Annotated in this window: 21 protein-coding genes; 8 read left to right on the plus strand and 13 right to left on the minus strand. The window is 55.5% G+C overall.

From position 1 onward, the window contains the following. Positions 1 to 7: 7 nt before the first annotated feature. From acpP to QLQ17_RS11240, 6 genes are all read right to left on the minus strand, one after another. Positions 8 to 241 carry an acyl carrier protein gene (gene acpP / locus QLQ17_RS11215; protein WP_004581833.1) on the minus strand — a complete coding sequence of 78 codons (234 nt, stop codon included), beginning with the start codon at positions 239 to 241 and terminating at the stop codon, positions 8 to 10. 134 nt (positions 242 to 375) lie between these two features. Beyond that, positions 376 to 1113 (minus strand): 3-oxoacyl-ACP reductase FabG, encoded by a 738-nt coding sequence (gene fabG, locus QLQ17_RS11220; protein WP_283209662.1) that lies wholly within the window; start codon positions 1111 to 1113, stop codon positions 376 to 378. A 17-nt stretch (positions 1114 to 1130) separates the two neighbouring features. Then, a complete protein-coding gene (gene fabD, locus QLQ17_RS11225; RefSeq protein WP_283209663.1) occupies positions 1131 to 2063 on the minus strand; it encodes an ACP S-malonyltransferase in 933 nt (310 codons plus the stop codon). A 154-nt stretch (positions 2064 to 2217) separates the two neighbouring features. Next, a complete protein-coding gene (gene plsX, locus QLQ17_RS11230; RefSeq protein WP_283209664.1) occupies positions 2218 to 3255 on the minus strand; it encodes a phosphate acyltransferase PlsX in 1038 nt (345 codons plus the stop codon). A 24-nt stretch (positions 3256 to 3279) separates the two neighbouring features. Beyond that, a complete protein-coding gene (rpmF, locus tag QLQ17_RS11235) occupies positions 3280 to 3459 on the minus strand; it encodes a 50S ribosomal protein L32 (RefSeq protein ID WP_283209665.1) in 180 nt (59 codons plus the stop codon). 66 nt (positions 3460 to 3525) lie between these two features. After that, the gene (locus QLQ17_RS11240; RefSeq protein ID WP_283209666.1) at positions 3526 to 4077 is read right to left on the minus strand and encodes a YceD family protein; all 552 of its coding nucleotides are present in this window, start codon (positions 4075 to 4077) and stop codon (positions 3526 to 3528) included. Positions 4078 to 4255: 178 nt separating this feature from the next. Between QLQ17_RS11240 and QLQ17_RS11245 the strand changes: the two genes are divergently transcribed. After that, a complete protein-coding gene (locus QLQ17_RS11245; RefSeq protein ID WP_283209667.1) occupies positions 4256 to 4876 on the plus strand; it encodes a Maf family protein in 621 nt (206 codons plus the stop codon). On the opposite strand, the gene QLQ17_RS11250 is transcribed toward QLQ17_RS11245, so the two are convergent. The 3 genes from QLQ17_RS11250 to rluC are packed head-to-tail and all read right to left on the minus strand — an operon-like array spanning position 4873 to position 7664. Then, positions 4873 to 5910 (minus strand): S49 family peptidase, encoded by a 1038-nt coding sequence (locus QLQ17_RS11250; RefSeq protein ID WP_283209668.1) that lies wholly within the window; start codon positions 5908 to 5910, stop codon positions 4873 to 4875. The two genes, QLQ17_RS11245 and QLQ17_RS11250, sit on opposite strands and share 4 nt — an antisense overlap. Positions 5911 to 5933: 23 nt before the next feature. Then, a complete protein-coding gene (locus QLQ17_RS11255) occupies positions 5934 to 6581 on the minus strand; it encodes an HAD family hydrolase (protein WP_283209669.1) in 648 nt (215 codons plus the stop codon). 42 nt (positions 6582 to 6623) lie between these two features. After that, positions 6624 to 7664 carry a 23S rRNA pseudouridine(955/2504/2580) synthase RluC gene (gene rluC, locus QLQ17_RS11260; RefSeq protein WP_283209670.1) on the minus strand — a complete coding sequence of 347 codons (1041 nt, stop codon included), beginning with the start codon at positions 7662 to 7664 and terminating at the stop codon, positions 6624 to 6626. Between the two features lie 644 nt (positions 7665 to 8308). Between rluC and rne the strand changes: the two genes are divergently transcribed. Both rne and QLQ17_RS11270 read left to right on the plus strand, forming a co-directional pair. After that, a complete protein-coding gene (rne, locus tag QLQ17_RS11265; RefSeq protein ID WP_283209671.1) occupies positions 8309 to 11494 on the plus strand; it encodes a ribonuclease E in 3186 nt (1061 codons plus the stop codon). A gap of 3 nt (positions 11495 to 11497) precedes the next feature. After that, the gene (locus QLQ17_RS11270) at positions 11498 to 12037 is read left to right on the plus strand and encodes a YecA/YgfB family protein (protein WP_283209672.1); all 540 of its coding nucleotides are present in this window, start codon (positions 11498 to 11500) and stop codon (positions 12035 to 12037) included. On the opposite strand, the gene QLQ17_RS11275 is transcribed toward QLQ17_RS11270, so the two are convergent. Beyond that, positions 12034 to 12912: a PHP domain-containing protein gene (locus QLQ17_RS11275; protein ID WP_283209673.1), complete on the minus strand. Its 879-nt coding sequence runs from the start codon at positions 12910 to 12912 to the stop codon at positions 12034 to 12036. The genes QLQ17_RS11270 and QLQ17_RS11275 overlap by 4 nt on opposite strands. Before the next feature lie 82 nt (positions 12913 to 12994). Here QLQ17_RS11275 and QLQ17_RS11280 point away from each other — a divergent pair, with 82 nt between their 5' ends. From QLQ17_RS11280 to QLQ17_RS11290, 3 genes are all read left to right on the plus strand, one after another. Next, positions 12995 to 13294: a YciI family protein gene (locus tag QLQ17_RS11280; RefSeq protein WP_283209674.1), complete on the plus strand. Its 300-nt coding sequence runs from the start codon at positions 12995 to 12997 to the stop codon at positions 13292 to 13294. 71 nt (positions 13295 to 13365) lie between these two features. Further along, on the plus strand, positions 13366 to 14082 hold the full coding sequence (locus tag QLQ17_RS11285; protein ID WP_283209675.1) for a TIGR04211 family SH3 domain-containing protein: 717 nt from the start codon (positions 13366 to 13368) through the stop codon (positions 14080 to 14082). A gap of 204 nt (positions 14083 to 14286) precedes the next feature. Further along, positions 14287 to 14589, plus strand: a complete 303-nt coding sequence (locus QLQ17_RS11290; protein ID WP_283209676.1) for a PilZ domain-containing protein — start codon at positions 14287 to 14289, stop codon at positions 14587 to 14589. 16 nt (positions 14590 to 14605) lie between these two features. Here the strand turns inward: QLQ17_RS11290 and rraA are convergent, their stop codons facing one another. Beyond that, a complete protein-coding gene (gene rraA / locus QLQ17_RS11295; protein ID WP_283209677.1) occupies positions 14606 to 15088 on the minus strand; it encodes a ribonuclease E activity regulator RraA in 483 nt (160 codons plus the stop codon). Positions 15089 to 15124: 36 nt separating this feature from the next. Beyond that, positions 15125 to 17497 carry a phosphoenolpyruvate synthase gene (gene ppsA / locus QLQ17_RS11300; RefSeq protein ID WP_283209678.1) on the minus strand — a complete coding sequence of 791 codons (2373 nt, stop codon included), beginning with the start codon at positions 17495 to 17497 and terminating at the stop codon, positions 15125 to 15127. Between the two features lie 114 nt (positions 17498 to 17611). On the opposite strand from ppsA, the gene ppsR reads away from it, so the two are divergent. Beyond that, positions 17612 to 18427: a posphoenolpyruvate synthetase regulatory kinase/phosphorylase PpsR gene (gene ppsR / locus QLQ17_RS11305; RefSeq protein WP_283209679.1), complete on the plus strand. Its 816-nt coding sequence runs from the start codon at positions 17612 to 17614 to the stop codon at positions 18425 to 18427. Between the two features lie 28 nt (positions 18428 to 18455). On the opposite strand, the gene QLQ17_RS11310 is transcribed toward ppsR, so the two are convergent. Then, on the minus strand, positions 18456 to 21398 hold the full coding sequence (locus QLQ17_RS11310) for an insulinase family protein (RefSeq protein ID WP_283209680.1): 2943 nt from the start codon (positions 21396 to 21398) through the stop codon (positions 18456 to 18458). Between the two features lie 99 nt (positions 21399 to 21497). Between QLQ17_RS11310 and QLQ17_RS11315 the strand changes: the two genes are divergently transcribed. Next, entirely contained in the window at positions 21498 to 21980 is a 483-nt protein-coding gene (locus QLQ17_RS11315; protein ID WP_283209681.1) for a hypothetical protein, read from the plus strand. Positions 21981 to 22121 lie beyond the last annotated feature (141 nt).

The raw sequence follows: 22121 nt of genomic DNA on the forward strand, positions 1-22121 counted from the left end.
CAGAGTATCAGGTATGCGCGACGATATAGTCGATCGCGTCCTGAACGCTCGTCAGCTTCTCTGCTTCTTCGTCCGGAATCTCGGTTTCGAACTCTTCTTCCAGAGCCATGACGAGCTCGACGGTGTCCAGTGAGTCAGCGCCAAGATCTTCTACAAAAGAAGATGTGCTCTGAACTTCGGACTCTTTAACGCCCAATTGCTCACAAACAATCTTCTTAACGCGCTCTTCAACTGTACTCATAATGTCCTCACTTTTGTGTCAACCAAGCAACTTAGATGCTGCCAGTTTAGTTTAAACCCAACCTGCGAACAAGCAGGGATTCCTTTCAAACATGTTGTGCAACAAGGGGTTGCACGGGGAGCCCGCATAGGGGCCTAGCCCATGTACATGCCACCGTTCACGTTGATCGTTTCACCCGTCACGTAGGCTGCGGCGTCAGACGCCAGGAACGCAACAACCGCGGCAACTTCCTCCGGGTCACCCAGGCGACCGGCAGGTATGACTTCCATCATAGCTTCGCGCTGCTTGTCGTCCAGTTTTCGGGTCATATCCGTGTCGATAAATCCGGGGGCCACACAATTGGCGGTGATACCACGATTCGACATTTCCTTGGCCAGGCTACGGGTGAACCCCTCTATACCAGCCTTTGCTGCGCAGTAATTGGCTTGACCCGGGTTGCCCATACCAGCGACGACAGAACTGACGTTGATGATTCTGCCCCACTTGGCTTTTGCCATACCTCGGAGCACGGCTTTGCTCGTGCGATAGACACTGGACAGGTTGGTCTCAATGACCGAGCTCCAGTCATCCTCTTTCAGCCGCATCAGAAGATTATCCCGGGTGATGCCCGCATTATTGACCAGAATGGCGGGAGCGCCTGCGCGCTCGGTGACTTCTTTCAATCCTTTCTCAATACTGGCCGGATCAGAAACGTCCATCACCAATCCGAATCCGCCCGATGGCTCCAGATCTGCAGAAATGGACTCAGCGCCCGACTCACTGGTCGCGGTACCCACTACCGTTGCGCCCTGATCAACCAATGCTTTGGCAATTGCCTTACCTATGCCCCGTGTGGCACCGGTAACCAGCGCTGTTTTGCCTGCAAGCGACATGATCTACTCCCTGACAGTTAATTGAATCCTTCGAGAGCTTTTTTCAGCCCTTGGGAATCCTCGATACTAAAGACCTTGAGATCGCGATCAATCCGCTTCGCCAGTCCCGCCAGGACCTTACCTGCCCCACACTCCACGGCAGTTCCGACGCCCAATTCTGACATTGCTCGCACGGAATCGGTCCACAAGACAGGCGAATACAGTTGCTTGACCAGATTACTCTTAAGGACGGTGCTGTCGGTTTCAGGCTTAGCGGTGACATTCTGAACAACCGGGATGACAGCGTCGTTAAATACAACCTCGTCAAGCGCCTCTTCCAGCTCCTCCGCGGCCCTCTTCATTAACGAACAATGAGACGGCACGCTGACCGGCAACGGCATCGCCTTACGAGCCCCTCTTGACTTACAGGCTTCAATCGCCCGATCAACCGCTGCAGTGGACCCGGCAATCACAACCTGGCCTGGTGCGTTGAAGTTAACGGCAGAAACCACGTCTCCGTTGGCCGCTTCTTCACAGGCCGCCACCACCTCGGCATCCTCAAGCCCGATGATAGCAGCCATCTTGCCAGTGCCGGCTGGCACAGCAGTCTGCATCAGTTCACCGCGTAACCGGACCAGTTTCAGTGCGTCGATAAAATTGAGGCTTTCAGCCGCAACCAACGCACTGTATTCACCCAGACTATGCCCTGCAACGAAATCGGGCGTGGAACCGTCGGCGAAAAACCATTGCCGCCATAGAGCAACACTGGCCGTCAAAAGCGCCGGCTGCGTGACGGTTGTCTGGTTGAGCTCTTCGGCGGGCCCTTGCTGACAAAGGTGCCACAGGTCATAGCCGAGCACTGACGATGCCTCGGAAAAGGTCTTTTCGACGATCGGCCAGTTGTCAGCGGCTGTTGAAAGCATGCCAACCGACTGCGATCCCTGTCCTGGAAAAATAAAGGATGATTTCATGGTTGAAATTTTACCGGTTAAGTCGATCACTGAAGATTAGCCAATAGTACAAGCTGCCCTGAAAGGCAGCCCATCTGGCAAAGGTGTTACAGACTCTAGTCGGGATTGGAATCAGACTCCACCCTTGCAGGCAGAATCTTGGGGTGAACGTTCTTTAATACATCAGATCGTCGAGGCGTTCATTAATGCGGCCCGGCACTTCCAGCTGCACTTCCCGCACCGCCTGCCGGATAGCCGCCAGCATGGCCCGCTCGTTGGCATTGCCATGGCTTTTTATCACCACCCCCTGCAGGCCCAACAGACTGGCGCCATTGTGGCGTGAGGGGTCCATCAGCTTTAGAAGTCGCCCCATTATTGGCCTGGCGAGAAAGCCAATTATCTTGCCATACAGCGTTCGGGTGAACGCCTGTTCCAGCAATTCAATCAGCAAACCGGCCACGCCTTCACCGGTCTTGAGGGCGATGTTGCCAACAAACCCATCGCACACAACCACATCGGCCACATCCCGGAACAGATCACCGCCTTCAATGTAGCCGATGTAATTGATGTGTTCACACTGAGCGAGCATATGGGAAGCCAGTCGCACCTGTTCGTTGCCCTTGATCTCTTCCTCGCCCACATTCAGCAGAGCCACTCGCGGCTCCGCCTGATCACAGATGGCAGACGCCATCAGCGACCCCATCAAGGCATACTGATAGAGATTCTCTGCGGAGGAGTCGACGTTGGCACCCAGATCGAGTACATGACACCGCCCCCTAAGGGACGGGATCAGTTTGGCGATTGCGGGACGCTCGATGCCCGGATACATGCGAATGACAGATCGACCGAACGCCATCAGCGCGCCAGTGTTGCCGGCACTCACACAGCCTTGAGCTACATTGTCGCGGACGAGCCCGAGCGCCACCGCCATCGAGGAGCTGCGCTTATGGCGCAGCACATAGGATGGACGCTCATGCATGCGGACCACGTCAGCGGCTTCGACAATGCGAATCCGCTCATGGCCTTTATCCTTGCCCTGATGCAACAAAGCCTCGAGCTCACTCCGGATTCCCACCAGAACAAGGCTCAAGGCTTCATTTTCTTCGACGGCTGCCAATGCTGCCTGAACCACAACCGAGGGACCGCGATCCCCGCTCATGGCATCAATCGCGATGGTGACCGGTTTGACCGCTCCTCCATCCAGATCAGGCATTACTGGGCTCTCATTTGCCGCAATTTACTCGTCGCTGGCTTCGATGACCTGCTTGCCCCGGTAAAAACCGTCTGGCGAAACATGGTGACGACGATGAACTTCACCTGTCGTGGTGTCGGTGGACAGTGCCGCCGTGTTCAAAGCGTCATGTGAACGACGCATACCGCGCTTTGAGCGGGTCTTTCGATTTTTCTGTACAGCCATGATTATGCTCCTGACCTGATCAACGTATGTTCGTGTAAAACCGTGGCTTTCAAACCACCACGCCATTCAATGCTTTTTCGTCTTGAGATCCGCCAACACGCTGAACGGGTTATCGCCGGATTTCTGTTCGGGCTCTTCATCGCCCTCTGGCTCTAACGCTTCCAACGTCTCTGAAGCCGGACATTCGTCACGCTCATGAAGCGGAAATGGCGGCAGAACCAGCAGTAATTCGTCTTCCGTCATTGACCAGAGATCTGCGCTGAAATCATCGGTCAGAAACGGCTCAAGCTCTTTAGGCAGATTTTGCGCCTGAGCGTCTGTTGTTACCAAACCGAGCGAAAACTCAGAAATCAGCGTGTGCGGCAAATCTCCCATACAACGCTGGCACTCAAGAACAACAGGCGCTTCCAGCTTGCCGATCACCATTCGCCGTCTTTCGCTGTCCAGCGAAAACTCGAGAGTGACCTGACACTTACTGTCCTCGTCAACACTTCGAACCGCGTCCCGAAAACGAGACAATGCCTTCAGAGGAATCACTCCCTCCAGAACGGCGTTTTGCTCCGCCAACCGAAACGGGTCGACAGATTTGGGCAATTCGGCGGTTGACGCTTTTGGCATAGGCGCGCAATTTTAGGGGCCCGGCCTGCAGGTGTCAAAGACTTCCTCGGCTTTTTGACCCGTCGTGGGTGTGCTTGTAAGTGTATTCTACGATACTGTCCGTAGAGGCTTGTTTGCGGGAGCTGCAATTGCGACTGACGACACGACCCTGAAATCCGGAACCTGGACATTAACTCCCATGGAACATCCACCGCTGCTGCTCGCATCCTCATCACCTTACCGAAAGGCGCTTCTGAGCAGGCTGGCCCTGCCCTTCGAGACCGCATCCCCGGACATTGACGAAACGCCTTACGAGTCGGAACCCCCTGAAGAACTTGCCACCCGTCTGGCCGAGCAAAAAGCCGAAGCCCTGGCACAATCCTATCCGGCACACTGGATTATCGGATCTGACCAGGTGGCGAGCCTTTCATCAGGAGAAACTCTGTCCAAGCCCGGAGACCACGAGCATGCGGTGGCACAACTCATGCGCAGCAGTGGCCGGACGGTCACTTTTTACACTGGCCTGTGCCTGTTGAACGCCGCAAATGGCGACCGTCAGATTCACTGTGAGACCTTCCACGCTCATTTCAGGCACCTATCGACCGCCGAAATCGAACACTATGTGACCATCGAGCAGCCTTTCGACTGCGCCGGCAGTTTCAAAATGGAAGGCCTTGGCATCGTACTCTTTGAATCCCTGGAAGGCAGAGATCCAAACAGCCTCATCGGCCTGCCTTTGATAGCACTGACCAACATGCTCACCCGATGGGGACTGAATCCGCTACTGGCAGCCTCCCCCTCAGCACAAATCACGCTCTAGCGGAGCTGAAGCCGGGACTCCATCAGGTAATCGGCAATACCGCTGCCAATGGAAACACCAAACTGGTCCACGATGTCCTGCAGCGGCGACTTGCGGTGGCTGTAATCAACCAGCTCTTCCTGACCTATTACTTGGCGAGCCACATGAGAGGTGCTGCCCAGCCCATCCACCAGGCCTAGATCCAGCGCCTGCTCACCGCTCCATATCAGACCAGAAAACAATTTTTCGTCATCGGCCAACCGGTCGCCCCGACCTTCGCGGACACTTTCTATAAATTGCTGATGTGTGGTTTCCAGCACGTCCTGCCAGAAATCCACTTCCTGTTCGTCTTCCGGTGAAAATGGATCTAGGAACGCCTTGTTTTCTCCAGCCGTGTAGAGACGACGGTCGATGCCCAATTTTTCCATGGTGCCCGTAAAACCAAACCCGCCAGCCACGACACCGATGGAACCCACCAGGCTGGCCTTGTCGGCATAAATTTCATCGGCAGCCGCAGCCATGTAGTAAGCACCGGAAGCCCCCACGTCAGAGATAACGGCGTAGAGTTTTTTGTCCGGGTATTCTGCTCTCAGGCGTACCATTTCGTCGTAAACGTAGCCGGCCTGAACCGGGCTGCCACCGGGGCTGTTGATGCGCATGATGACGGCAACCGAGTTTTCTTCCTCGAAGGCTCGCCGCAATCCGCCGACGATGTTGTCTGCACTGGCCAACTCATCAGCCGCAATGGTTCCGCTGACGTCAACCACGGCGGTGTGCTTGCCGGAAGCAGACTCCAGACTGCCTGCACCCGGAAATTGGATAACAAAGAACAGGCCGAACAGATAGGCGAACGTCAGCAGCTTGAAAAAGATACCCCAACGGCGGCTTTTCCTCTGCTCAGACTGCAGCGACATCACCAGCTTCTCGATCAGCTTCCAGTCGCGAGAAGACTCCGGCGGCATGGCTGGCGTTTTGCGACTGCCTCTGGGTGACTCCTCCTGCGATACCGGCTGGTCACCCCAACCCGGCTTCTGATCTGAATCCCATTCGCTCATATGCCTTTCCTGCCCCTGATTGACTAGATTCCGAGAACATCCCGCAGATCCGCGACCGTATCCACAACGGCGCGTGGCTCATAATGTGACAGCACATCACGCTGATGCACACCCCACTCCACCCCAATGGAGGGCATACCGATGCGCTGGGCCATCTCAAGGTCGTAACGAGTGTCACCAATCATCACGGCCTGATCCGGGCGAATGCCGTAATACTCGATGATTTCGGACAACATTCGTGGGTCGGGTTTGGAGCGCGTTTCGTCTGCACAGCGGGTGATATCGAAATGAGCCCCTAGACCACTGGAAACCAATGCACCTTCCAGGCCTCGACGACTCTTACCAGTCGCCACAGAACAACCACGTCCTGCGGAACGCAGATCCGTCACCACATCCGCCATGCCGTCAAAAACGTTCTGGGGCGTCGTTACCTTGGAAAAAAAGTAGTTCGAGTACCCTTCACGGATTTTCAGCATCTCGTCGTGGCTAATACCCGGATACAGCTTGTAAAGCGCTTCCACCATGCCCAGGCCGATAATATCTCGATAAGCCTCGCGCTCCAGATCCGGATAACCAAGGTCTGTGGCGGCCTGATGAAGGCTCTGTGCAATGTGCTCAACGGAATCGATTAATGTTCCGTCCCAATCAAATATTACGACTTTTATGTCCATCAAGGTTGTCCTGCCGGAATCGCTTCCGCCGAAAATGGCGGACTATCCGCTCTGATCAATTCTCGATTCCAATATCGAAATCACTTTCGCAAACGCATCGTCATAGGGCGCCTCAAGCGACATTGACTCGCCCGTCGACGGCAATGAAAACTCCAGCGCCCGCGCATGCAGCATTAGCCGCTCACCTCCGGTGGCCCGAAACGCTTTTAAACTTGCATCGTCCATATACTTGTCATCGCCCGCAATTGGATGACCTGCCCAAGCACTGTGAACGCGAATCTGATGGGTACGCCCGGTCACTGGAGACGCTTGAACCAGACTGTACCCCTCGAAGGATTTCAGCACCTTGAACAGGGTCAGGGACTCCTTGCCAGCGTCATCAACACGGACGCGCCGCTCACCGGATTTCAGCTCGAAGCGCAGCAGTGGCTCCTTTACCCGGCCAACCTTGCTGTCCCACTGGCCTGAAACCAGCGCGTGATAATGCTTACGAATACGCTTGTGGCGCAATTCGTCCTGCAGGAACCGCAACGCCGAACGTTTTTTAGCCACCATGATCAGCCCGGACGTATCCCGATCCAGCCTGTGCACCAGCTCCAGGAACCGGGTGTCAGGCCGGGCCGCCCTCAACACCTCGATCAGCCCGAAATCCACGCCACTCCCGCCATGCACTGCGATGCCTGACGGTTTGTTAACGACCAGCATCTGGTCATTCTCGAACACAACCGCATTTTCCATCACGTTTTGTACCCGGGAACCGGGAACCACCTGGGCCGGCTTCTCTTTGCGGGTAACCGGGGGAATACGCACTTCATCACCGGCTTTCAGCCGGGTATCCGGCTTCACCCTGCCTTTGTTCACTCTGACTTCACCCTTGCGGATGATGCGATAGACAATGCTTCTTGGCAGGTCCCGAATCTGGGCCATCAGATAATTGTCGACCCGCTGACCCGCATTATCTTCGTCGACAACAACTTTTTGCACCCCCTGGCGCAGCTGCCCGGGAGCGGGATGGTGGGCACCACCGCCCGACTGGGATGAGCGCTTGGCCGAAGATTGTTTTTGCCGGGGTGGCCGTGACATAAAGTCCTTAAGTGTCTTCCAGGATGCGGGATTGAAGGGCTGAAGCAATACTGTTATATTCCGACGTGCTTTGCCGTTTGTCTACGGCCTGGCCTACATGCCAGAAGCCGGAGCGGCGAAAGTATACCGATACTATTAAGCAGTTTGAACGCTGACATAGACAGTTTGAACGCCGGAGGCCCAATCATTACCGGGCACGGCGCAAAGAATATGCCCGCCGACTGACGGAGCAGCGCCTGAATGGCAGCCGCACCACAGAGGAAACTCAAAGTCTGGCGGGAATGAAAAACCGTACGGAAAACCGACGGGCGACATCGCGAAAAATCATTACCAGCACGCAGGGCCGGGCCGTCCAGCATACGAATACGACGTGAGACCCAAGGCACCAGCGTGAACCTGAAAACGGATAACATGCGTCTACAGACATCGACCTCAAGCGACTCTCTACTGCGTTCTCGCAGTGGAATCGCCGACGGTAGACTCGGATCAACGGGGCTCTTCCCCGCCACTATCTGACTCGTCTGGCCGTCGGCCTGTTTCGGTACATTGTTTACTGAAACCCCACGGCACGCACGTTCTGCTTCGCTGATGAAATCCCCCCGTGTTTTCTGTCATCACAAAACGACAGGAACCATTTCTTTCCCATGAAAAGAATGCTTATAAATGCAACTCATCCCGAAGAGTTGCGCGTAGCACTAGTCGACGGACAACGACTGTTTGATCTGGACATCGAATCCAGCTCTCGCGAACAGAAAAAAGCCAACATCTACAAAGGCAAAATCACCCGCGTAGAGCCCAGCCTGGAAGCCGCGTTTGTGGACTTCGGCGCCGAACGTCACGGCTTCCTGCCGCTAAAAGAAATCTCCAAGGAATACTTCAAGAAATCCCCGGGTCAGATTGAAGGCAAGATCAACATCAAGGATGTGGTCTCGGAAGGCCAGGAAGTGATCATTCAGGTGGACAAGGAAGAACGCGGTAACAAAGGCGCAGCACTGACCACCTTCATTTCGTTGGCGGGCCGTTATCTGGTGCTGATGCCGAACAACCCACGCGCCGGCGGCATTTCGCGACGCATCGAAGGCGACGAGCGAGCACAGCTCAAAGAAGCCATGAGTGACGTGCAGGTGCCAAAATCCATGGGCATCATCGTCCGCACCGCTGGCATCGGCCGCTCAACCGAAGAACTGCAGTGGGACCTGGACTATCTGGTTCAGTTCTGGGAAGCCATTTCCCAGGCAGCCAGCGAGCGCAAGGCACCCTTCCTGATTCATCAGGAAAGCAACGTCATCATTCGCGCAGTGCGTGACTACCTTCGCCAGGACATCGGTGAAGTTCTGATTGACGCCGACACCGTTTACGAAGACGTGCTGAGCTTTGTCCGGGCCGTGATGCCCACCTTCGAAAACAAGATCAAGCTGTACAAGGATGAGATCCCGCTGTTCAGCCGCTATCAGATCGAAGGCCAGATTGAAACTGCGTTCCAGCGCGAAGTGAAACTGCCATCAGGCGGCTCGATCGTGATCGACCCGACCGAAGCGCTGGTGTCCATTGACATCAACTCTTCCCGGGCCACCAAAGGTCAGGATATCGAAGAAACGGCTCGCCAGACCAACCTGGAAGCGGCAGAAGAAATTGCCCGTCAGCTTCGACTGCGCGACATGGGCGGCCTGATTGTTATCGACTTTATCGATATGACGCCGGCCAAGCACCAGCGTGAAGTGGAACAGAAAGTGCGTGAGGCGCTGGAAATTGACCGCGCCCGGGTCCAGGTGGGCAAAATCTCCCGCTTTGGCCTGCTGGAAATGTCACGCCAGCGCCTGCGCCCGTCTCTGGGCGAGACGCGAAGCGAGGTCTGCCCTCGCTGTGAGGGACAGGGCACGATTCGCGGCATCGAGTCCCTTGCGCTCAGTATCATGCGATTGATCTACGAAGAATCTTCCAAGGAAAAAACCGGCGAGGTTCGGGCAATCGTTCCGGTCGCTGTTGCCACTTTCCTGCTCAACGAAAAGCGCAAGCAGCTTGCGGATATCGAGTCAGGCCAGGAAGTGCAGATCATTGTGGTGCCGGCGCCGCACATGGAAACGCCTCACTTCGAAATCGTGCGTATGCGCGACGACGAATCCACTGCCGAGCATGTTTCCAGCTATCAGGTAGCAGAAGAATACAGTGCCCGTGAAGAAGAAGTTCTTGAGGCGCCGGCTACTCCGCCGCCGGTTCGCGAACAGGCTGCGGTGAAGGCCATTCGCCCGGTTGCCCCAGCGCCGGCGCCCGCCGCTCAGGCTGCCAAGACAGAAGAATCCGAGAAAGAACAGACCGAAGGCCTGTTCAGCCGTCTTGGCCGCAAGATTGCAGATTTCTTCAGCGGCGAGGAAATCATCGGTGACATTGAGCCTGATACCTCATCACCGAAACGGCCGAGCCGCGAGGATCGACGCGGACAGGGTCGTCAGGACCGTCGCAAGTCTCGCGTCGCCCGTGAAGATGATGGAGGCGAAAATACGAACAATCGCAGCGGTAATGAGCGTCGTCAGGGCGGGCAATCTACCCAGGGCAAATCCGCAAACGACGAAAACCGCAGTCGCAATCGTGGTGGAAATCGAAATCGCAGTAACGACGCAGCTGATGGCAATCAGAAGCAGGCGACCGGTTCCGAAAAATCTGCCGAGAGCCGTAAAAACGATACCCGCAAAGACGGTCAATCGCCGAATCGTGGTCGCGGCAAGGCACAGAACCGCGACCAGAAGGCTGGCCCGGATAATCAAGAGGCTTCACAGAGCAAGCCTGCTGAGAAAAACGGCTCTGATGAAAAGCGTCGCAAGCCGCGCCGAAACCGCAACCGCGATGGTTCACCGGCGGAAACTCCGTCAACCACGCCAGCTGACAGAAAAACGGCCCGAAGCGAACGTCATCAGAAGGATACCCAACCTGAAAATGGACAGGATGTCGCTGAAAAGCCAGAGCTGAAGGCCGATCAAAAACCGGAGCAGAAAGCTCCAGAGCAGAAAGTGCCTGAGCCGATCGCTGAAGACGCTCAGAAGGCATCAGAGGCGTCCACCGAGACCAGCGCCGAAACAACGACGGAGCGTCGTCCTTCACGGCCTCGCCGGACGTCTGCCCGCAAAGCGGCAGAAAAGAAGGCAGAGCAGAACGCAGAAGCCGATGAGCAGTCCGCAAATGCGACCAACGAACCTGCTCAGCCAAAGCAGCAAGAGGCCGCTGCCTCTGCCGAGGGCGTTTCGGGAGCTCCGGAGGAACCATCTGTGAAATCCGAGAAGCCGGAAGTTGAGGCTTCAAAATCGGACACTGATACACCAACACCGGAGCAAACGCCGGCAGCCGAGCCGGCAGCCGAGATGAGTCCCGCGAAAACCGAAGAAATGTCAGCCAACGCGGATGAAAAATCTGAGGCCGAGGCGGGCAAGACCGAGGTTCAGGCCGACAAACCCGACGTTGAGGCAGATGAAACAATAGCAGAGCAGCCTTCAGCGGCAGCTGCCGAGGCGACTGACCAGGCCAAGCCAGAACCACAGGAGTTGCCAACAGAGCAACAACCCAAGGCCGAGACCTCGACACCGGAGCCATCCGCCACTTCGCAGATGGGCTCTGCGCCAGAAGAGCCATCCGCTTCTTCCGAGGCAACGTCTGCGCCGGAAGAGCCATCCGCCGCTTCCGAGCCGTCGTCTGTAGAGAAGCCATCGGCTACTCCGGAGACAGCGTCGACAGAAGCGGAGGTACCGGTCACTCCGGGCCGCGCTTACAACGACCCGCGGGAAGTACGCAAGCGTCGTCGTGCGGCTGAAGAAGCCAGCAAAACGGCCGGGAGCAACTGATTGATGCTATCCAATTCGGAGATAGAAGCTCTCGAAGACATCCTGTTCGCAGAGCCGTGGGGCGACGAAGCGGTCGACTTTTTCGGTTTGCACGGGATTGTTTGCGCCAGCGTGGTAGGCCCGGTAGCCATGAGCGCTGACGACATCTTTGCGATGGCCACGGGTGCTGAAGCGTCTGCGAACACTGACGTTCCCAAAGCGTTCAGTCAGGCGGTGGAGAAATTGGCTCGGGATATGGCTCAGGCTCTGGACATGGGACAATCGCTTGAGCTTCCAGAGCCGGAAGACGGCGATCCAATGAATGCCCTGGAGAACTGGTGCGCCGGCTTTGTTGACACCTTTCTGGAGCATGAGGATTCCTGGCTCGAAGAGGATGAGAAAGAGACAGCAGATCTATTGGTGCCAATGCTGACTCTGTCCGGCCTTTTCGAGGACGAGGATTTCCAGAAAGTCCGAAAAGACGAGAAGCTGTCGCGTCAAATGTCCGATGCTATCCCGGATTCACTGACCGATCTCTACCTCTTGTTCCACGCGCCGGACTAGGCGCGCTCGGGCAAACCAACCGGTTGTTTGAAATGATGCCAGACGGGTTCAACGCCGTCTGGCATTTTCATAATGCGGCCCAACTCACACCAGGGGGAACCGGGGAAATGAAAGTCGCTACCCTGAGAAGCAAGCAGCTCCTCACGACGACACAGTTCAGCTAAAAACCCCAGGTCACCACTCGACTGGCCTGACGTAGACACTTCCATTGCCCTCCCACCTGCGCGCTTGAAATCTGACACCAGAGCCCTTAGCTTCGTCGCCGTTAATTTGTACTTCCGGGGGTGCGCTAGCACGGCAATCCCACCCGCATCGACAATCCACTGAACAATATCCTCCAGCTCTGGCCAAAATGCCTTAACGTCGCCAGGCTTTCCCTGCCCCAGGTACCGCTTGAACGCCTGATTGATGTCCTTCACCACACCTTCATTGACCAGAACTCTGGCGAAATGAGGGCGACCGGGGACGTCGCCATTGGCTGCCGTCGTTGCCTTGTCCAGCAGATCGTCCACACCGACTTTGCTCAGTTTGTCGGCAATGGCCCGAGCCCTGCCCCACCGATTGGCGTGTTGTGTTTCCATGGCCTTCAGAAAAGTCTCAGAGCGAGGATCAAAATCCAGCCCGACGATGTGGATGGTATGGCTGCGCCAAACGCACGAAAGCTCGGTTCCCGGAATCAGGGACATCCCAGAGCGTTCTGCCGCTGCTCGGGCCTCTGACAGACCGACAATGGTGTCATGATCCGTCAGGGCGAGGTGGGTTACGCCCTGCTCGGCCGCACGACTAATCAGATCCTCCGGCGACAGAGCGCCGTCTGATGCCGTACTGTGGCAATGCAAGTCGATGCAGAATGAAGCGTCTTGGGTTATAGTCACAAAAATTCCGGACAGTCAGTCAATGGGTGCTCAGTGTAACAGCCGCAACTGACCCACACGAACGCCATACACGGAGAACTGAATGTATTACGCAATCATCAGTCAGGACGTTGAAGAAAGCCTGCCACTGCGGGCCAAGGCGCGACCTGCCCACATCGACAGACTGAACGTCCTCAAAGACGAAGGACGCCTTCTGGTTGCCGGCCCCCACCCCGCGCTGGACACGCCGGAACCCGGTGATGCCGGTTTCACTGGCAGCCTTGTGATTGCCGAATTCGATTCTCTGGAAGCCGCCAAAACCTGGGCCGATTCAGACCCCTACGTTGAGGCCGGCGTTTACAGCAATGTGGTGGTAAAGCCATTCAAGGCGGTACTACCCTGAGCAGCAACTGGCAAAAACTCGCCATGGATGAGGGTTTTTTAATGAACCCGGCCTTGTATGAAAAGGCAACTATGACAAAATTGCGCGTCGAAACACTGTTACAGGGATCTCTACCAGTGCCATCACTTCGATCACTATTGTGCTGCCTACTTCTTACTCTGAATGCCTCTGTCGCCTGGGCTGAGACCGTCTACGTGGACGATAATCTTTACGCTCCGATTCGAAGCGGCCAGGGAACCCAGTACCGAATTCTTCATTCCGGCGTTCGCAGCGGCACCCCGCTGGAGTTGATTGAGCGCTCTGAATCCGGTTACTCCAGGGTAAGAACACCCGATGGCATTGAAGGCTGGATGGTTTCCCGTTATCTGACAGAGACGCCGATCGCCCGGCAGCGGCTCGAAAGTGCCAACCGACAGCTCGAGCAGATGAAGGAAACAGTATCGTCTTTGCAATCTCAATTGGCGGAAGTCACTGAAGAGCGCGATACCCTGAGCAGTTCCGAGGAAAGACTGGAAGCGAGGGCCGGGCGACTGAGTCAGGAACTCCAGGAAATCAAAACCGTGGCGGCCGATTCACTGAACCTGAACCGACGCAATGAAGAACTCAGGAACGAAAACCAGAAGCTGAAAAATGATCTGGAAGTCCTGACCGCCGAAAAAGAGCGCCTCGAAGCAAACAAAGACTCCGATTTCATGTTGATTGGCGCAGGCCTCGTGTTCAGCGGCGTTATTCTGGCGCTCATCGTTCCAGCGCTTAAGCCAACGCGGAAAACAGATAACTGGGTCTGACAAGCCGGCCCTGACAAGAAAACCTGACCGCCGCCCCCTCGGGCGGCCGCACCTCCCTCTCCCCCTGAAAACCCCACATATTGTGTTATTTTTGAGACTCAATACTAAATATAAGGGTTTTCTGCGTTTTTATTCCGATGAATTCTTTGACGGTTTTATCCAGACACTTTATAAATAGTGAAACAACAAGCAGGAGAAAAAGTGATGTCTGTGACCATGAAAGACTATTCAGAGAAACGCGATTTTCACCGTATGAGAATGAACTCTGAAATCGAGCTGACAGACAGTCAGGGGGTTGCGCTGGCGGGTGTATGTAGGGATTTAAGCGGAACCGGCATGCAGCTCTTTGTTGAGCGTGAATTTGCGGAAGGTGACGAGATCCATACGCTTCTACCGTCCAGCAACGACCAGTTTCCACCCTTTGAAACCGTCTGCCGGGTTCTGAGGTGCGAACCTGAGTCAGACGGCTTCCTGGTGGGTGCCGAGATAGTCAAAGTAAAACGCTAGGCTCTCGAGCCCCTGATCAGTCAGTCTTCAGGGGCTTTTCAGACACCACGATGCCATTGTTATCGGCGTACACGAAGTGCCCCGGATGGAAAGTCACGCCACCGAAAGTGACAGGAACGTTCAGTTGTCCAACGCCGTGCTTTTCGGTTTTTCTGGGGTGTGTGCCCAGAGCCTGAACCCCGAGTTCAGTCTTGCCAATCACGTCCACATCGCGGATGCAGCCATAAATAATCAGTCCCGCCCAGCCGTTGCTTACGGCTTTTTCGGCTAACATATCGCCCAGCAAGGCTGCGCGCTTTGAACCACCGCCATCGACGACCATGACTTTGCCGTTTCCCGGCAGAGCAACCTGTTCCTTGACAACCGAGTTATCCTCGAAGCATTTAACGGTGACAATTTCTCCACCGAAATTATCCACGCCGCCAAAATTGCGGAACCCCGGCTCTACGGCCTGGATTTCCGGATAGTCGTCACACAGATCGGGAGTTACGATAGGCACGTTAGCGCTCTCCTCTTAAGCTAAATGGTCAGAATGTCAGTCGATTTTCTCGTCGGCCAGGAAGAACCAGGTATCAAGCACCGAGTCGGGGTTCAAAGACACTGAATCGATGCCCTGATCCATCAGCCATTTCGCCAGGTCCGGATGATCTGACGGTCCCTGACCACAGATACCAATGTACTTGTTCGCTTTACGGCACGCCTGAATAGCGCTTGCCAGCAACAATTTAACGGCTTCGTTACGCTCATCAAACAGGTGCGCAATAATACCGGAATCCCGATCCAGGCCCAGTGTAAGCTGAGTCAGATCGTTTGATCCGATGGAGAAACCGTCAAAGTGCTCAAGGAACTGATCGGCCAGAAGCGCGTTGGCTGGCAGTTCGCACATCATGATAACCCTTAGCCCGTTGTCACCACGCTTCAGGCCGTTTTCTGCCAACAGATTGACCACCTGCTCCGCTTCGCCCACCGTGCGAACAAAAGGCACCATCACCTCGACGTTAGTGAGGCCCATCTCGTTTCGTACCTTCTTGAGCGCGCGACACTCCAGCTCAAAACAATCGCGGAAGGTGTCAGAGATGTAGCGGGATGCGCCACGGAAGCCGAGCATCGGGTTTTCTTCGTCCGGCTCGTACAGGGTGCCGCCAATCAAGTTGGCGTATTCGTTAGATTTAAAGTCAGACAAACGCACGATGACTTTTTTCGGCGCGAACGCCGCCGCCAGAGTGGAAATACCCTCCACCAGTTTGTCGACGTAGAAATCCACTGGAGAGCTGTAGCCCGAGATGCGTTTTTCAACCGTCTGGCGGATGTCCCTGGGCAGGCCATCGAAATTCAACAGGGCTTTAGGATGTACCCCGATCATCCGGTTAATGATGAATTCCAGTCTGGCCAAACCAACACCCTCGTTGGGCAATGCCTGGAAATCAAAGGCGCGGTCCGGGTTGCCGACGTTCATCATAATCTTGAACGGGATGTTCGGCATGGAATCCACGGTGTTCTCTTTCAGCTCGAAATCGAGACTGCCCTCGTAGATCATGCCAGTATCGCCCTCGGCACAGGATACAGTGACTTCCTGACCATCTTTCAGCTGTTCGGTGGCATCGCCACAACCGACAACCGCCGGGATACCCAGTTCACGGGCAATGATAGCGGCATGGCAAGTGCGACCGCCACGATCCGTCACGATGGCGGAAGCGCGTTTCATCACCGGCTCCCAATCCGGATCGGTCATATCGGTAACCAGCACATCGCCCGCCTGCACGCGATCCATCTCTTTGATGCTGTTAATAATCTTCACCGGGCCACTGCCAATTTTGTGGCCGATACTGCGGCCTTCCACCAGCACCTTGCCCGTCTCGTTCAGCAGATAGCGCTCCATGACGTTGGCACTGGCGCGACTTTTTACCGTTTCAGGACGCGCCTGAACGATGTAGATGCGGCCGTCATCACCATCTTTCGCCCACTCGATGTCCATCGGGCGCTGGTAGTGCTCTTCGATGATCATGGCCTGCTTGGCCAGTTCTTCCACTTCGGCATCGGTGATACAGAACTTGTTCCGTTCGTCCTGATCCACTTTCACGGTTTCCACATACTGACCGGCCGACGGATCCGTGTGGTAAACCATTTTGATCGCCTTGCTACCCAGATTGCGACGCAGTACGGCCGGGCGTCCTTCTGCCAGGGTCGGTTTGTGAACGTAGAATTCGTCGGGGTTGACCGCCCCTTGCACCACAGTTTCGCCCAGACCATAAGAGCCGGTCACAAAGACCACGTCCCGAAAACCGGACTCCGTATCCAGAGTAAACATGACGCCGGAAGCCGCCGTCTCACTGCGCACCATTTTCTGAATGCCAGCAGACAGGGCCACCTGCTTGTGATCAAAGCCGTGATGGACGCGATAAGAAATGGCTCGATCGTTAAACAGGGAGGCAAACACTTCCTTGATGGAAGTACGCACCTGCTCCAGGCCAACCACGTTCAGGAAGGTTTCCTGTTGCCCTGCGAAGGAAGCATCCGGAAGATCCTCGGCCGTAGCTGAAGAGCGTACCGCAACCGCCATGTTGTCATTGCCGCCCTGCAGTTTGGCGTAGGCCTCCTTCAACGGCTCTTCAAGAGCTTCCGGGAACGGCATGTCAATGATCCACTGGCGGATCTGTGACCCAACACGGGCCAACTCGTTGACGTCGTTGACATCCAGAACGTCCAGCGCGTTGTCAATCTTTTCCCGCAGCCCATCTTTCGCGAGGAATTCCCGATAGGCATTGGCAGTGGTGGCAAACCCACCAGGGACGGTAACACCAGCGTTGGCAAGATTACTGATCATTTCGCCGAGTGAGGCGTTTTTACCGCCTACCCGGTCCACGTCAGACATTCCGAGGTGGTCAAACCAGATGATGTTATCTTCCAAAGCGAGTCTCCCTTGATTGATTCCTGTACGGGCTATCGAACTTGGCGTGTATGATACTGTAACCTGTGGCAATTACCTAGGGAACCCGCCAAAAACGGAGCCTGACCGACCATCATGAGACGCACTGCCTTTTTCATTTCTGACGGTACTGGCCTGACCGCTGAAGCGCTCGGCCACAGCCTTCTTGCACAGTTTGAGAAAATTGATTTCGAGCGGGTCACCGTTCCCTATATTGACGACACCGAAAAGGCCCATGAGATGGTCAAGCGGATCAACGAAGCCGCCGAGACCGACGGGGCCAGACCACTGGTGTTCGACACCATCGTAAACAGCGACATTCGCGACGTGATTGCCGGTGGCGATGGCTTTATGGTGGACATCTTCGGCACCTTCCTGAATCCGCTGGAGCAGGAACTGCAGTCGTCTTCGTCCTACTCAGTTGGCAAATCCCACGCCATCAACAACGCAGGTCGGTATGAACGGCGCATCGACGCGGTGAATTTCGCGCTCGACAACGACGACGGAGCCCGCACACGACACTATGATGAAGCGGATTTGATTCTGGTAGGTGCGTCTCGCAGCGGCAAGACACCAACCTGCCTGTATCTGGCCTTGCAGTACGGGGTGAAGGCAGCCAACTATCCGATTACGGAAGAAGACCTGGACGATCAGAGCGTGCCAGCAGCGTTGCGTCCTCATAAGCAGAAGTTATTTGGCCTGACCATTGACCCGGAAAGGCTGGCGACCATCCGCAATGAGCGCAGACCGAACTCGCGCTATTCCTCAATCAAGCAATGCATGCTGGAAATCGAAGAAATCGAACTGATGTATCGGCGTGAACGCATTCCCTACCTGAACACGACGGCTTATTCGATTGAAGAGATATCCACTCGCATCATGGTGACCACGGGGCTCAAGCGAAACCGCTGAGCCCCGCAGGCCGCGCGATGACTTGAACCTAGAGTTCCTGGATATCCAGGCCCAGATTCTGGACCAGCTCACGGTTGTCGTGACTGGTGATCACCGCGATGCTCGCTTTGTCTGGCGCCAGCCAGGTACTCGCAACACGCCTCATATCGTCCAGAGTAACCGCCAGAACTCGCTCACGGAACCGCGAACGCTGCTCAGGCGTACGGCCGAACAGATAGTTATGGAACGCATGCCTGGCGGCACCCGCAGGTGACCGTGGCCGGTCCAGCTGGCTAATCACTCCCAGGATGGATTCCTCCAGTTCCTGGGCGTCATGCTCTTCGTCCATCAACCAGCTCAGAGACTGGTCAAAATCGTCCAGCGTTTCACTCAGTCGTGGATCCCGGTAGGAGAAAAAGCGGAAGGTGCCATTGACGCTGTCCTGCCCCGCGCCGCCGCCGTAGGCGCCTCCCTTCTCGCGAATGGCCCTGTGCAGGTAGCCATTTCTCAGGAAACCACCGAGGACCGTCAGCGCGGCGGCATCAGGGTGGTCCACCGCAACGGTCGGAAACGCTTTTGCACAGAAATTGACCTGGGTGGACGTGAGCCACGCCTGCTGCACCTGGAACGGACTTTGATGCAGCCTCCATGCCTCGGCGTTCTGCTGAGACGACTCTTTCCAGAAAGCCTTCACATCCGCCAGCATGGGTTCCAGATGCTCCTCTTCAGCAATCAGAAGGAACTGGTTATTCTGGTGCTGAATCTTATGGTGAAGGCTGGCCAGGCGATCGCAGAAGTCAGTCAATTTGGCCGAGTCATCCAACTCTTTGTCCAGTACTTTGGATCCCCGAATGGCTTCAAGCCCACCCAGACGAAAAGACAACCAGGCCCCGGGGCTGATACCTTGCGATGCAGCCCCCATCGCCAGTCCATGGCCACTGCCGGTCACCGCCTGCTCTCGGCGCGCGCGAATCTGTGCGACCAGCTCGCGAATGCGCTCATGCTCGTCAAATCGCGCACCCTTGAAGACATCGCCCAAAAGCCGAGTCAGCGCCGCGCGGTTCCGCGAAAGCGCCTTACCGTTGAAGATGAGGTAACCACTCAGTTCATGAACGTCATCAATCTTCCCTTTAGCGGAGAAGGATACGCTGATGCCGCCAGATTCGGCGGAGATCCGATCCTGCATGCTGAGGTAATCAAGATCCCCACAGCCCACTTCCGGAATCAGAGTGGTGTAGTAAGGCAGCAGCACCAGCTCGTCGGCACTCAGGTTCGGAACCGGCACCACAATCTGCTCATACACCAGACCGTTGGTTCCCCGGGCATACAGGAATGCGCCGGATTCACCATCGTAACGGCCTTCAGGTTCTGGCAATTGCAACGGCACGTCACTGAGGTCGACCTTGGGCAGAATGGAATCATCGTCTTTGCGGGTCTGACGCTCTTCCAGCGCCTGAGCACGTTCAATGATTTCCTGAACTTCCTGATCCGTCAGCGTGGCCCTTCGCTCCGCCAGTGCCTGTCGAATGGCCTCCTGGCGGCGATGCTCCAATTGGTCATCCGGACGCAGGGTCAAGGTGACCCGATGCGGGTTCTCCAGAAGCTTGCGGCGGATCAGGTCCGGCACGTACTGCGGGTCGCGGATCCGTTCACGCATGGTTTTCAATACGGGTTCCAGATCCAGCAGTTCGACCGGATCGCCACCATGAATCATCGGTGAAATTGCACTCATTATGAGCTGCAGGCCATAAGGGAACTGGTCTCCGGCGATTTCGCGCTGATGCAGTTCCAGCTGATGCAGTATGGCTTCCAGGCGCTCCTCACTCACGCCATCCTGAACAACCTTGGCCAGAGTCTCTTCAATCAAAGCCTCAAGCGCAGCCTGTTGCTCGGGTTCGGAGCCCTCAATGCCGCAAACGAAGGTCATTTCACGGTTGGAATCTTCAATGCCGCACATCGGTGACGGGGCATGACCGATATCTGTCGTCTCCAGCGCCCGCATTAGTGGTGAGGCGCTGTTTTCCAGCAGGACACTGGCAAGCAATTGACCTTCCAGGTTCTCCTGGAGATCAAAACTGTGGCCCAGCAGCCATCCCACCACAATGTGCGTCTTGTTGGCGGTTTCTTCGCTGTCGCTGACCGCATACCCCTGTTCCACCCGAACCGGAGAGAACAGGCGCTTTTCATCGTGCACCGGCAGATCAATGTCCAGCCGGTCAAAACGTTTCAACGCCAGCTCTTCAAAACGCTCATGGTGTTCATGGGCGGGAATATTGCCATAAGTGGCAAAGGTCGCATTGCTGGGGTGATAGTGACGCTTATAGAAGTCCAGTAGATCTTCGTAGCTTAGATCCACTATATGGTCCGGCTCGCCACCACTGTTGTAGTGATAAGTGGTTGTCGGGAAAAGATGGCTCGACAGGTTCTGCCACAACTGAGAGGTCGGCGAGCTCATTGCGCCTTTCATTTCGTTGTAAACCACGCCGCGATACACCAGATCGGTCGACGGATCGTTCGGTGTATCAAATTCCAGGCGATGACCTTCCTGGGCAAAGTCCAGCGGATCCAGTGATGAGAAAAACACGGAATCCAGATACACCGTCAGCAGGTTGTCAAAGTCCTTGCGATTCATGCTGGCAAACGGATAAGCCGTCCAATCACTGCTGGTGAACGCATTCATAAAGGTGTTGAGCGAACGGCGAATCATCATGAAGAACGGATCACGAACCGGAAAACGCTCACTACCACAGAGCGCCGTATGCTCCAGGATGTGAGCCACGCCTGTCGAGTCCATGGGAAACGTTCGCAGCGCCACGAAAAACACGTTCTCGTCGTTATCAGCCGCGAGATGTAAGTGACGGGCACCGGTTTTTTTGTGGCGGTATTCTTCTACCGTCACATTCAGAGTGTCGATCCGATGGCTTCGGAGTTGCTCAAAGGCCGGATGGACTGTGCTATCAATACTACCCATACTCTCGCTAACTACAGCCATTTAAAACTATCCTGTCTTTCATCAAAAAGGATTTGTAGGGTAACACGTAGTTTCCATTATCATGCACGAACGTGAAGCGACAAGGTAGCGCGAGAATCAATGACCAATTCCAACGTGTCAGCCCCTCCAAATCCCGGTGACCACAGCAAGATGCAAGCACCCGAAGTGGCAGCGTATTGGGCAGAGAGACGCCGCTACCTTGAGAAAATCCGTAAAGTACCGGAAGTTCGCCAGCGCTTCTGGCGTGCCGTTGGTATCTATCTATTAAGACGTATTCTCTGGTCTTTTGGATTTTTCCCCGTCTTCATCGCGTTTTGGCTGCCACTGGTGCTTTCAAGCTTCAACCCCGTGGTGATGGCAACCGACCTGATTCCTATTCTGCAAGATTTCGTCCAATCCAATCCGGAAGAACAAGCCACAGCAATGAGCACCATGGCAATTGCCTGGGCATCGATTGGCTTCTTCTTCCTGGTGTTTGATTTCGTTCTTACACCATTCAAGTCCCCTTATGAATACGAAGCAGACGTTTACATGCGATCCTGGGAGCAGCTCAACCATGATCAGCTTCCGGACAAAGTGTGATTTGTCCTGCATTCTCGTTAAGTTCAGTGACTTTCTGTTACATAAGCGCCCCCCGACTCGGTAAGATAAAGAACATTCTGTAGTCATGCGCCCTGCTTTGACGGGTGCATTGTGGAAAGCGGAAAGCACTGAGAGGTTGCC

This window comes from Marinobacter sp. CHS3-4 (assembly GCF_030053415.1).
Classification (GTDB): domain Bacteria; phylum Pseudomonadota; class Gammaproteobacteria; order Pseudomonadales; family Oleiphilaceae; genus Marinobacter.